At 75.2% G+C, this 11,799-nt stretch carries 10 protein-coding genes and 1 pseudogene; 8 read left to right on the forward strand and 3 right to left on the reverse strand.

Features of this window, described 5'->3' with window-relative positions:
* Positions 1 to 264 precede the first annotated feature (264 nt).
* Both ACFWTC_RS30460 and ACFWTC_RS30465 read left to right on the forward strand, forming a co-directional pair.
* A pseudogene (locus ACFWTC_RS30460) lies at positions 265 to 509 on the forward strand (serine/threonine protein kinase); the annotation flags it as partial.
* Between the two features lie 626 nt (positions 510 to 1,135).
* On the forward strand, positions 1,136 to 1,510 hold the full coding sequence (locus ACFWTC_RS30465; protein WP_383919834.1) for a YbjQ family protein: 375 nt from the start codon (positions 1,136 to 1,138) through the stop codon (positions 1,508 to 1,510).
* A 539-nt stretch (positions 1,511 to 2,049) separates the two neighbouring features.
* On the opposite strand, the gene ACFWTC_RS30470 is transcribed toward ACFWTC_RS30465, so the two are convergent.
* Together ACFWTC_RS30470 and ACFWTC_RS30475 are read right to left on the reverse strand one after the other, a co-directional pair.
* Complete coding sequence (locus tag ACFWTC_RS30470; protein ID WP_383919837.1) at positions 2,050 to 2,778, reverse strand: response regulator; 729 nt, start codon at positions 2,776 to 2,778, stop codon at positions 2,050 to 2,052.
* Positions 2,775 to 4,085: a sensor histidine kinase gene (locus ACFWTC_RS30475; protein WP_384029237.1), complete on the reverse strand. Its 1,311-nt coding sequence runs from the start codon at positions 4,083 to 4,085 to the stop codon at positions 2,775 to 2,777. The genes ACFWTC_RS30470 and ACFWTC_RS30475 overlap by 4 nt, the downstream gene beginning before the upstream one ends.
* 174 nt (positions 4,086 to 4,259) lie before the next feature.
* Here ACFWTC_RS30475 and ACFWTC_RS30480 point away from each other — a divergent pair, with 174 nt between their 5' ends.
* From ACFWTC_RS30480 to ACFWTC_RS30490, 3 genes are all read left to right on the forward strand, one after another.
* A complete protein-coding gene (locus tag ACFWTC_RS30480; protein WP_383919842.1) occupies positions 4,260 to 5,429 on the forward strand; it encodes a serine hydrolase domain-containing protein in 1,170 nt (389 codons plus the stop codon).
* Positions 5,430 to 5,558: 129 nt separating this feature from the next.
* Positions 5,559 to 6,956, forward strand: coding sequence for a VWA domain-containing protein (locus ACFWTC_RS30485; protein WP_384029265.1), 1,398 nt, complete (start codon positions 5,559 to 5,561; stop codon positions 6,954 to 6,956).
* 120 nt (positions 6,957 to 7,076) lie between these two features.
* The gene (locus tag ACFWTC_RS30490) at positions 7,077 to 7,769 is read left to right on the forward strand and encodes a class I SAM-dependent methyltransferase (RefSeq protein WP_383919845.1); all 693 of its coding nucleotides are present in this window, start codon (positions 7,077 to 7,079) and stop codon (positions 7,767 to 7,769) included.
* On the opposite strand, the gene ACFWTC_RS30495 is transcribed toward ACFWTC_RS30490, so the two are convergent.
* Positions 7,750 to 9,024, reverse strand: coding sequence for an EamA family transporter (locus ACFWTC_RS30495; RefSeq protein ID WP_384074787.1), 1,275 nt, complete (start codon positions 9,022 to 9,024; stop codon positions 7,750 to 7,752). The genes ACFWTC_RS30490 and ACFWTC_RS30495 overlap by 20 nt on opposite strands.
* 29 nt (positions 9,025 to 9,053) lie before the next feature.
* Between ACFWTC_RS30495 and ACFWTC_RS30500 the strand changes: the two genes are divergently transcribed.
* From ACFWTC_RS30500 to ACFWTC_RS30510, 3 genes are all read left to right on the forward strand, one after another.
* Positions 9,054 to 10,547, forward strand: a complete 1,494-nt coding sequence (locus tag ACFWTC_RS30500) for a PLP-dependent aminotransferase family protein (RefSeq protein ID WP_384029234.1) — start codon at positions 9,054 to 9,056, stop codon at positions 10,545 to 10,547.
* A gap of 247 nt (positions 10,548 to 10,794) precedes the next feature.
* On the forward strand, positions 10,795 to 11,289 hold the full coding sequence (locus ACFWTC_RS30505) for a DUF805 domain-containing protein (RefSeq protein WP_383919852.1): 495 nt from the start codon (positions 10,795 to 10,797) through the stop codon (positions 11,287 to 11,289).
* Positions 11,290 to 11,331: 42 nt separating this feature from the next.
* A complete protein-coding gene (locus ACFWTC_RS30510; RefSeq protein WP_384029232.1) occupies positions 11,332 to 11,799 on the forward strand; it encodes an LAETG motif-containing sortase-dependent surface protein in 468 nt (155 codons plus the stop codon).

Here is an 11,799-nt window from a genome sequence, read left to right on the forward strand (position 1 = left end):
GCAACCAGGCGGCTGCCAGGGTCGACTATGACGACGCCGGGCCCGGCAGCCCCGCTGACTCACCGTCGTTTAGCCCGAAATGCCCAATCTGTCCCTCTCGAGTGGTCCGTGGACCCGCCGTGCCCGGAAGGACGCCCCCGGGCACGCTGCCGACGGCGTACACCTTCACGCCCGACCCGGCCCGCGTCCTGCGGACCGGGGAGGGAGGCGCGCCGTCTGACCTGCGCCGCCGCGCTCGACCCGGACTCCCGGTCGGCGGGCACGGTGGCGCACGACCCGTACCGCACGCTCGGGCGGCTCGGCTCCGGCGGCATGGGAGTGGTCCTGCTCGGCCGCTCCGCCGGCGGCGCGCTCGCCGCCGTCACACTGGTCCGGGCCGAGTGCGCCGACGGCCCGCCTTCCGCGTCCGCTTCCGGCTGGAGGTGGCGGTCGCCCGTAAGGTCCGCAGCCGCTGGGCCGTCCCGGTCGTGGACGCCGACACCGAAGACCCCGCGGCGTGGCTCGCCACGTAGTTCGTCCCCGGGCCCGTGCTGAGCGACGCCGTCGCCCGGTCCGGCGGACTCCTTCCGCTTCCGCCTCCTCGGCACCCGCTTCACCGCCTGGCTCGCCTGAACCGGCCACCGCCCGGCCCGGCCCGACCGGTCCGCGCCGGGGCGTGCGCATGCGCATGGGCATGCGCGGCCGTGCCCTCCCCCGAACGGGCACGGCCGCGCGGCGGGCCCCGGGGGGAGGGGCCGGCGCCGGCCGGTGGACCGGCGCTGGCGAATCTACGGCCGGACGGCATCCGCCCGCGCCCATCCACGGGTTGAAAGTCGGCTACCGCCTCGGGGGAGACCTCGTACAACCAGGGGTGTACACGGAGGGGTTGACGTGCGACGTTCCGCACGCCCGGCGGAGGGCGCGGGGTGGGGCACGGGACAGGGCGCGGTGGGGCGCCCCCGCACGGTGATCGCCGGGCCCGCCCCGAGGGAGGGTTCCACGTCCGGCTGCGGATCCCCGTACCCCGGCCGGAACGGGCCTCGACGACCCGGGCCGGATCCGGTCCGGACGCGCGGAGCCGCTGACCGCCGCGCCGCATGCCACCGCCCGGCCCCTCCGGATGCGGGCGCTGTCCCGCGGCGCCAGAGTGGGTGCCATGGGAATCGACGACTACGGCGGCGGCCCCGGGGCCCAGCAGACGGGCGTCCTCGTCGTGACGACCAACGACGTCCCCGGCTACCGGGTCGAGCAGGTCATCGGCGAGGTCTTCGGCCTCACCGTGCGCTCCCGCCACCTGGGCAGCCAGATCGGCGCGGGCCTGAAGTCCATGATCGGCGGGGAGCTGAAGGGCCTCACCAAGACCCTGGTGGAGACCCGCAACCAGGCCATGGACCGGCTCATCGAGCAGGCCAAGGCGCGCGGAGCCAACGCGGTGCTCATGATGCGCTTCGACGTCACCGACGCGGCCGACGTCGGGACCGAGGTGTGCGCCTACGGGACGGCCGTCGTGCTGGTCCCCGCCTCCGGCTGACCGTCGTCCCGCTCCCCGCTCCCCGCCCGCCGCGTGCACGGATGCCCCAGCGCCCTGTCCCCGCACGCGCGCAGGCCGTACACGACGCCCGCGCACGCAATTCCGGCACGACGCTCCCCTTCGTCCACGGGACGGCCCCGGTCCGCGGTGCGGCCGTTCCGGTCGACCCTCGTCCCGCTGCGGGCCGGTCGGCCGGGATCGCGCCGCCGTCCGCGACGAGGCGTACGGGACCGGCCGGGGCAGACGGCTGTGCCGCTGCACGGCCGGTCCCGTCACCCCCGGACCCCACCTCTCGCGCTTGGGGACGTCCAGCCGTGAGCGCCCCGAGCCGGAGCCGCCGCCGACCCGCTCATCTCGCGCGGGCAGCCCGCCAATGCCTTCGACGACTCCGCAGCTACCCACCACTGGGCCAGCGACCAAGGCAAGGACCCGCAGTGGATCCGGGTCGACCTCGGAGCCGGATCGCCGTCACCCGATGCAGGTGGCGCCCGGGGGGAGGGGCCTACCGCACGGCGCACCGGAACGCGTTTCGCGGTGCCTCAGCCCGTGAATCCGGGAGCCACCAGTCCCGACTCGTACGCGATGACCACCGCGTGGGTCCGGTTCTGCGCGCCGAGCTTCGTCAGCACGTTCCCGACGTGCGTCTTGACCGTCTCCAGACTCACCGTGAGGGACTCCGCGATCTCCGGGTTGGACAGACCGGTGGCCATCAGCCGCAGGACTTGCTCCTCCCGCCCCGTCAGGGCCGCCTTCGGCAGGGCATCGGCGGAGTCCAGCGGACGGGCGGCGACCATCCGGCGCAGGGCGGCCGGGAAGAGGATCGCCTCTCCCGTCGCCACCACGCGTACCGCCTCCGCGATCTGCCGGACCGGAAGCCGCTTGAGCACGAAGCCGCTGGCCCCGGCGCTGAGCGCGGCGGTCACGTAGTCGTCGTTCTCGAAGGTGGTGATCACCACGACCTTCGGCGCTCCCGGCGCCCCGTTCAGGCCGGCATGCCGGGCCGGACCGCCCGACGTGACCGATCCGCCCGGTTCGGCGAGGAGGTGCCGGGTGGCCTCGATCCCGTTGCGGCGGGGCATCCGTACGTCCATCAGCACGACGTCCGGACGCAGCAGCCGCGCCTGCTCGACCACCTCGACACCGTCGGCGGCCTCTCCTACCACGGTGAGCCCGGGCTGTGCCGCGAGCAGCGTGCGCAGACCGCTTCGGGTCACGTCGTCGTCGTCCGCGATCAGTAGCGTGACGGGTGCGCTGCCGGGATCGGTCACGGCGACCACCGTACGGGCAGCCTGACGGCCAGCCGCCAGTGCCGCGGGCCGTCCGGGCCGGCGTCGAACTCGCCGTGCAGCAACCGCACGCGCTCCGCGAGGCCGGGCAGACCATGCCCCGACGCCGGAAAGGCACGCCCGCCCTGGCCCGTACCCGTACCCGTACCCGTACCCGCACCGATCGTGTTGACCACACCGAGCTCCAGTCCTTCCGGCGCGGCCACCACGCGGACCCCGATCGGGCCGCCCGCTCCGTGTCGCATCGCGTTCGTCAGCCCCTCCTGCAGAATCCGGTACGCGGCCCGTGAGAGCGTCCCCTGCACCTGTGTCAGATCCCCGGTCAGCTCCCACTCCACCACCGAGCCCGTGTGCCGCACCCTGTCGCGCAGTTCGGGCAGATCAACCAGGGTGCGGGTAGGTGCTGTCTCGGTCTCCCTCTCGCGCAGGAGGCCGAGCACGTAGTCCAGGTCCTCCAGGGCGGCCCGGGCAGACTCCTCGATGCTGCGCAGTGCGGCCCGCGCCGCCGCCGGGTCGGACGAGAGCACTTCACCGGCCACCGCTGCCTGGATAGTGGTGGTCGTCAGTGTGTGCCCGATCGAATCGTGCAACTCGTGGGCCAGTCGGTTGCGTTCGGCCAGCCGCAGTTCCCTGTCGGCCGCCAGCGCGAGCCGCTCGGCCGCGGACGGGCCGAGCAGCCTGGGCGCCGACCACCGCAGGGCCTTCGTCACCAGCACGCACACGGAGGCCGCGAGGAGCAGGCAGCCGACCCCGACCACCCAGCTCTGCCAGCCGCCCTCCACCCGTACCGACCGGCCGAACAGGCTCAGTCTCAGCTTGGCGTCGAGCCAGCCTCCGGGCAGGGTCAGGCCCGCGAAGAGCAGCAGACCGCTGGTCAGCGCGCCCGTCCACCCGAGTGCCACGTGCAGCAGCAGCCAGAGCGGAGTGCGCCAGCGGTCGGCGCGGGACGGAGCGGCCTGGGCCGGCACGGTGAGAGCGAGAGCCGGTCCGACGGACGAACTCCCGGCCGCCCGTACGGCGACAGGCTCGGGCAACGGCACCCCCAGCAGTCGCCGGGCGGACACGATCAGCACCCGTCGCGTGGTGCGGGCGAGTCCGACCAGGCCGATCAGGGCGGCCCAGACGAGCAGGACCACGACGATCTGCACGCCTTCGGGAGCGGATCGCCACGCCAGCGCAGGCACCATCGCGAAGGGCAGCAGAGGAAGACTCGCGAGAACGGCGCCGTAGGCGAACAGCGCACCCGCGTACGTGGAGTGGCGCAGCAGCGGCCGGAGTCCCTTGATCATGATCACCCAGTATGTACGGGCGGCTCACCCGCGGCCTCCCCCGATCGGGGGAGGCCGTTCTCCCGCCTTCCCGGGATGCGCGCCGGAGCCCCGTGAACCCATGATCGTGCCCTGCCCGGTCGACGGGTGGCCGGAACAGCCGGCAGGACCCCACGATTCCAACGGAGTTGACACATGCGCGAGCAGACACGGCACTGGCCCCGTTCCACCGAGCGGCGGAGCGGCGGGCGCCGCGGAGCGCTGGCGGCCGTGGCCGCGGTGGCCACGGCCATCGTGACCGCCAACGTCCTGGCCCCGACCACGTCGTTCGCCGCCGCGCGGCCGGACAGCGTGCAGCAAGGTCTGAACGCGCTGGTACGGGACGGCCAGCCCGCCGCGCTGGCGACCGTCAGGGGCGACGACGGCCGTAACCGGACGTACACGGCGGGGGTCGGGGACCTGGCCACCGGCGCGAAGGTGCCCAAGGACGGCCAGGTGCGGATCGGCAGCAACACCAAGACGTTCGTCGCGGTGGTCCTGCTCCAGCTGGTCGGTGAGGGAAGGATCGGCCTCGACGACCCGGTCGACACCCATCTCCCGGGGCTGCTGCGCGGGGACGGCATCGACGGACGCCGCATCACCGTCCGACAGCTCCTGCAGCACACGAGCGGACTCCCCGATTACGGGGTGCACATCAGCGACGACGAAATCGCGCACCGGTACTTCGAGCCCCGGGACCTCGTCGACATCGCCCTGAAGCACAAGGCCGAGTTCGACCCCGGGGAGAGGTGGAGCTACAGCAACACGAACTACGTGGTCGCCGGCCTGATCATCCAGAAGGTCACCGGCCGGCCCCTCGCCGAGGAGATCGACCGGCGTGTCGTCCAGCGCATCGGGCTGCGCGACACCTACTTCCCCGCCCCCGGGGACAAGACCATCCGGGAACCCCACCCGAAGGGCTACCGCGTGATGGCGGATGGGGAGCTGCGCGACTCCACGGAGGTCGACCCCTCGGCGGGCGGGGCGGCGGGCCAGATGATCTCCACCAACTCCGACGTCAACCGCTTCTTCACCGCGCTCCTCCGCGGCGACCTCCTGGAGGACGCCCAGCTCGTCCAGATGCGTACCACCGTTCCGGTCGGGGACACCGGCGCCCACTACGGCCTGGGCCTCATGAGCAGGAAACTCTCCTGCGGCGGCGTCTACTGGGGCCACGGTGGCGATCTCGTGGGATACGAGACCCGGGGCGGAGTGACCGACGACGGCCGCCAGGCCGCGAACATCGCGGTGACAAGTATTCCGGCCGACATCTCGGGCACGAGGCGTGTGGAGGCGGTCGTGGACACGGCGCTGTGCCGTGGCTAGGACACCGCGTGCTCCGTCGGGCTCAAGGCGACCCGGGAGCTGGGCGGCAGCCCCTGGACGTCCGTCGCGGAACTGAACATCGGCTACCGCCCGTAGGGGTGGAGCGGCAGACTGGACGCCGTGACCCTCATGGACAAAGGCGCCAACCTGCCGATCACCTCGACCGGCGTCCGGGCCGTCCTCGGCTGGGCGGCCGAGCCCGGGGTGCCGGACGTGGACGCGTCCGCGCTGCTGCTGACCGGCGGCGGACGCGTCCGCTCCGACGCCGACTTCGTCTTCTACAACCAGCCCCGGCACGCCTCCGGGGCCGTGCGCCACCTCGGCAAGCGGCCCGGCGCCGACACCGTCGCCGTCGACCTGGCCGCGGTGGAACCCGATGTCGAACGGGTCCTGCTCTGCGCGTCGGCGGACGGTGGGAGCTTCGGGCAGGTGCCGGGGCTCCACCTGGTCCTCCTCGACGCGCCGTCCGGGGTCGAGCTGGCCCGCTTCGACATGCGGGCGGGCCCGGAGACCGCGTTCGTGAGCGGTGAGCTCTACCGGCGCTCCGGGGCGTGGCGCTTCCGGGCCGTCGGCCAGGGGTACGCCAGTGGGTTGGCCGGCCTCGCGAAGGACTTCGGCATCACCGTGGACGAGCCGCAGCCGCCGGCCGCACCGCGGGCCGCGGGCCCGGGGGCGGGCCCGGCTCCGGCCGCCGCCCCTGCGCGCCCCGCGCCCGCGCCGCCCACCCCTGCCGCCCCCGCGCCCGCCGAGCCGGCCGTACGGTTCACCAAGGGGGAGGAGCGGCTCCCCTCCGACGTGCGCGAACGCCTGTCCCTGCGCAAGCGGCAGGTCGCCGTCAGCCTGAGCAAGCGGGGCGTCACGGGCCTGTCCGCCCGGGTCGTCCTCGTCCTCGACGCGTCCGGCTCCATGGCCGGGCTCTACCGCCGCGGCACCGTCGCGCGCGTCGCCGAACGGATGGCCGCCGTAGCCGCCCAGCTCGACGAGGACGGGGAGATGCAGGCCTGGACGTTCGCCTCGCACCCGGCGCGGCTGCCCGACCTGACGATCGGCGCCCTGCCCGAATGGCTGCGCCTGCACGTGCGCGGAGGCGAGTTCAGCCTCTTCGGCCGCCGCAAGCCGCCCAAGGGACTGGTACCCGGCCAGGTCGACATGCGCGCCGTCGGCATCGGCAACGAGGAACAGAAGGTCATCGCGGAGGTCCGGGCGTTCGTCCGCGACCATCCGGTGCCCGAACCGACGCTGGTGCTGTTCTTCTCCGACGGCGGGGTCTACCGCAACGACGTGATCGAACGGGAACTGCGCGCAGCCGTGGAGGAGCCGGTCTTCTGGCAGTTCATCGGCCTCGGCCGGGCCGACTACGGGGTACTGGAACGCTTCGACACCCTGCCCGGCCGCCGCGTCGACAACGTCGGCTTCTTCGCGGTCGACGACATCGAGACCCTCTCCGACCCCGAGCTGTACGACCGGCTCCTGTCGGAGTTCCCGTCCTGGATCCAGGACGCCCGCCGGGCCGGCATCCTGCGCTGACCCACCCCGGGCCCGGCTCCGGACCTGCCCCCGGACCTGCAACGCCCTGGGCCTGCATGCACGCCCTGGACCTGTGCTGGGGCACCCCGCACAGCCGACGACCGACCGGGAGGAACGTACGTGCCGACGAACGAGCGGGAACCGTCCGCAGCCGAGGTGTTCGACGCCCTGTCCACGCGTTACGAGGAGGCCTTCGGGCAGGACCCCGCGCAGCTGGAGGCCCTCGACTGGCTCGCCGCCCGGCTGCCACGCGGCGCCCGGGTGCTGGACGTGGGGAGCGGCACCGGCCGGCCGACCGCCGAAAGGCTCGCCGCCGCGGGCTGCGCGGTGACGGGCATCGACGTCTCGGGGGCGATGGTCGCCCTGGCCCGCGGCCGGGTACCGCAGGCCCGCTTCGAGCAGGCCGACGTCCGCTCATACGCTCCGGGTGAGGCCGGCTTCGACGCCGTGTGCTCGTTCTTCCCGCTGCTGATGATGGACCAGCCGGAGGTGGCGGCGGCCCTGGAGCGGATGGCGTCGTGGGTCCGGCCGGGGGGCTACCTCGTGCTGGCGACCGTGCCCGGTGACATCCGGGGCCTGGGCATCGAGTTCATGGGCCACCGGGTCACCGTCAGCAGCCTGTCCACCGGGGACCACCTGGCCCGGCTCGCGGCCGGGGGGCTGGAGGTGCTGCACCACCGTACGGTCCTCTTCCAGCCCGCCGGGGGCCTCGCCGAACCGGAGGAGCACCTGTTCTGCTACGCGCGGCGCCCCGACGGGCAGCTCAGCGGACCGGCCCCGGACCCCGTACCGGCTACTGGGCCCGGAACCTGACGGGAGCCGTGCCCACCCGGCGGCTGAACAGGTGGCTGAAGTGGGCCGGGTCCTCGTAGCCGACCCGCCGGGCGATCCCCGCGACCGGCAGGCCGGGGCGGGCCCGGTCGTCACGCGGGCCCCCGGCCGTCGCGGCGGTCCGGGGCGGCCGCGCCGCCGGCCGGTGCGGCCGGTGCCGGATGGGGTGCGGGGTTGCGGGGTGGGGTGCGGGGTCCGCAATCGCGGGCGCCGGGGCGTACGTTGCACCGCGCGGGGCGGGGGCCGGCGCGGGGCCGGACGCCGCTCGGGGCGTCGCGGCGCCGTGTTCGGGCCGCAGTCCCGCCGCGAGCCCGACGACCACGACGGCCAGCCCCAGCCAGACCGCCGGGCCGGGGACCCCGCCGCCCGTGAGGGCTCCGGCGCCGGCTGCGGCGAGCGGCGCGACCCCGGTCAGCAGCCCGGCCCGGCCGGCGCCCACGGCGGCCACCGTGCGGTACCAGAGCAGGAATGCCACCGCCGTGACCATGACGGCCAGGTACGCCGCGGCCGCCCACTGGCCCGTGCCGAGGGACGCCAGGTCGGCCGGGCGCTCGAAGACCAGCGTGAGCCCCGTCAGCATCACCGCCCCCATCCACACCGCGTGCACCGAGACTCCCCACGCGCCGTGCCGCCGCAGCACCGGCACGGCGAGCAGGGTGAAGCCGGCCTCGCAGCCCAACGCGAGCGCCGCCCAGGCCACCCCGGCGGCGTCGGTCCGGCCCGTCCCCTCGACCAGCACCGCCCCGGCGACCACGACGGGGGCGGCCAACAGCACGCGGCGACTGGGCCGCCGTCCCTCCAGGAACGGGCCGATCACCCCGAGCAACACCGGTACGGAGGCCACGGCGACCGCGATGACGGCCGGTTCGGCGTGCGCGACCCCGCGGACGACGGCCACGTTGAACAGCACCAGCCCGGTCGCCGCGATCCCGGCCAGCCAGAGCCATTCGAGGCCGCGCGGACACAGGACCGGAACCCGGGCGGCCCGCGCCAGCGCGAGCAGCAGCAGGGCGGCCGCCGTGTACCGGACGGCCTGGACGGCGAAGAGCGGCGCGTCGACGAGGGAGCGGGAGACGGTGACGCTGCTGCCGACCAGCGCCATGCCGACGATGCCCGGCGCCAGATCCCGGAGGGCGCTGGTCGCCGTGGCGGGCGTGGCACGGGAAGCCGCGACCGATGTCGCGGGTGATGTCGCGGTGGGTGTCGGGGTGGCGGGTGTAGGGGCGGGTGTTCTCATGCGGCTGATCCTGGTCCCACAATGGTCCCGTGAGCAGGTCCAATGACGATGCGTCTCAGGGGTCCAATACAGCGGTTCCGGACGGGCGCGCGGGCGCCGGGAGCTCCGACTTCCTCCAGCTCGACCTGGCCGGAGCGCCGGCCGGCGGGCGCACCGAGTGGCTGGCCGCCCGGCTCCGCGCCGCCATCGCCGACGGCACGCTGCCCGTCGGCTCCCGCCTCCCGGCCAGCCGCGTGCTCGCCGCCGAGCTCCGCGTGTCCCGGGGCCTCGTCACGGAGGCGTACCAACGGCTGGCGGAGACCGGCCAGGTCTCCGGCCGGGGCCGCGGCGGCACGGTCGTCGTCGCCGCCCCGCCCGCGCCGACCGGACCGTCCACCGTCCCGGCCCGCGGCGGGCTGGTCGACGCGCTCCGGGCGAAGCCGTGCCGGATCGACCTCTCGCCCGGCGTGCCCGACCTGACGGCCTTCCCCCGTACCGCCTGGCTCCAGGCGGAGCGCCGGGTGCTGGCCGGGCTCACCCCGGCCTACTTCGGCTACGGCAACCCCCAGGGCGCGCCCGCGCTCCGGGCGGCCGTGGCGGGCTGGCTGGCCCGCAACCGGGGCATCCGCGCAGACCCCGACGAGGTGGTGGTCGTCGCCGGGGTCGCCCAGGCGCTGGCCCTGCTCGCGCAGGTCCTGCGGGACGACGGCGTACGGCGCGTCGCGGTGGAGGACCCCGGCTCGCTGGGCGCCCGCCAACAGCTGGAGCACTGGGGGCTGGAGCCGGTCCCCGTACCGGTGGACGAAGCCGGGCTGGACGTGTCCCGGCTGCGCGCGTGCGGGGCCGCCGCAGTCCTGCTCACCCCCGCGCACCAGTTCCCCACCGGGGTCGTCCTCGACGGCGAACGGCGCCGGGACCTGCTCGGCTGGGCCGCCGGCGGGGGACTGGTCATCGAGGACGACTACGACGCCGAGCACCGCTACGACCGGGCGCCCGTGCCCGCCCTGCGGGCCCTCGTACCCGAGGGCGTCTGCTACGCCGGGAGCGTGTCCAAGCTGCTGGCCCCGGCACTGCGCCTCGGCTGGCTGCTGGTGCCGTCGCGGCTGCGCGACGCGGTGACGGAGGCCAAGCGCTACGCCGACCTCGGCAACCCGGTCCTCGCCCAGCTGGTGCTCGCCCGGCTGATGGACTCGGGCGAGCTCGAACGCCACCTCCGGTTCGTCCGGCGCCGGCACCGGCGCCGCCGGGACGCGATGCTCCGGGCGCTCGCGGAGCAGCTGCCCGGGGCCCGGGTGCACGGTGCGGCGGCTGGTCTGCACCTGATGGTCACCTTCGACGGAGCCGGCTTCGAGGACACCGCGCTCGCGTCGGCCGCCCTCGCGCTCGGGGTCAAGACCCACCCGCTGTCCTGGCACCGCCTCGGCCCGGGGCCGCCGGGCCTGATCCTCGGCTACGCGGCGGGACCGGCCGGCGAGATCGAGGAGGGCGTCGCCATCCTGGCCACGGCCCTGAGCGGGCTGGGCGGATCGGGCCGAGGAGGCTGAGGGGGCTGGCCGAGCGGGTGACGGGGCGGAGGGGGCAGAGCGGGCTGAGCGGGCTGAGGGGACTGAGGGGACTGAGAGGGCGGACGGGGTCGGCCGGGGGAGCGGGAAGCGGGTCGGCCGGGGATCCCCGCCCGGCCCTTCTGACCTGGGCCGATGCCCCTTGACGAGCGGGCCCGTCCGCTCTACGGTCCGAGTCCGGCCCGTTCAACTGCGGCCCGGGGCCCCGTTCCTGCTCCCCTGGGAAGTCATGCACCACCCCACCGATGTCCTCGGGAAGTACGCCGTCTGCCGCGGCCGGGCCCCGCGCCGCGAGTTCTGGACGTTCTGGCCGGTCAACGCGCTGATCATCGCGGGGTGCGTCCGCCTCGGCGATCTCCTCCTCGGCAACGACCGCCCCGCGTTCCTCTTCGGTCTCGCCGCCCTGCTGCCGACGCTCGCCGTGACCGTACGCGGGCTGCACGACATCGGCCGGGCGGGCTGGTGGATCCTGGCGGTCGTCGTCCCGCTGATCGGCTGGGTCAGGCTGCTCGTCATGCTGGCGGGTGCGAGCTCGGGCGACGAGTCCTACGGGCCCCGCCCCGCCCCGCCCCGGCCCGTCCCCTGCCCGCGCGCTGACACCCGCGGCGCACGCAGCGCCCGGACGTCCGCCGACCGGCGCGGCCGCGGCGGAGTTCCGGGCCGGCGGAAAATTCTTCGCCGACGGCGGCAACCGAACGGCGGGTCGCGCGTCGTGCGGGGGTGAAGGGCGTGATCCGGCGTCCTCGACCGACCGTGGAGAACCACCGTGAAGAACCTGAAGCGCGTCCCCCAGCCCGTCCGCCGAGCGGTGGCCGTCACCGTTGCCGCCGTGGGTGTGGCCGTCGCTCTCGCCGGGCCCGCCTCCGCCGCGACCACCTCCTCGGCCGCCCCCGCCCCGGCCGCCCCCGCCCCGGCCGCCCCCGGCGCTCCGGCGAGCGCCACGCCGAGCGCCGCTCCCAGTGCTCCCGGGAGCGCCACGCCGAGCGCCGCCCCGGCGCCCACTCCGTCCGTCAGTACCCCGTCGAGCGCCTCCCCGAGCTCCGCCCCGAGCGTCCGGCCCACCGGCGCTCCCGCCGCCGTTCCCAGCGCGGCCCCCGGCGCACCGTCCGGTACGCCCGAGCTCGCCGAGACCGGCTCGTCCGCCACCACCACCGCCCTGGGCGCCGGGGCCGTCGGCCTGATCGTCGTCGGCGGCGGAGCCCTGTACGCCGTACGGCGCCGCGCCAACGCCTAG

Source organism: Streptomyces sp. NPDC058619 (assembly GCF_042717785.1).
GTDB lineage: Bacteria > Actinomycetota > Actinomycetes > Streptomycetales > Streptomycetaceae > Streptomyces.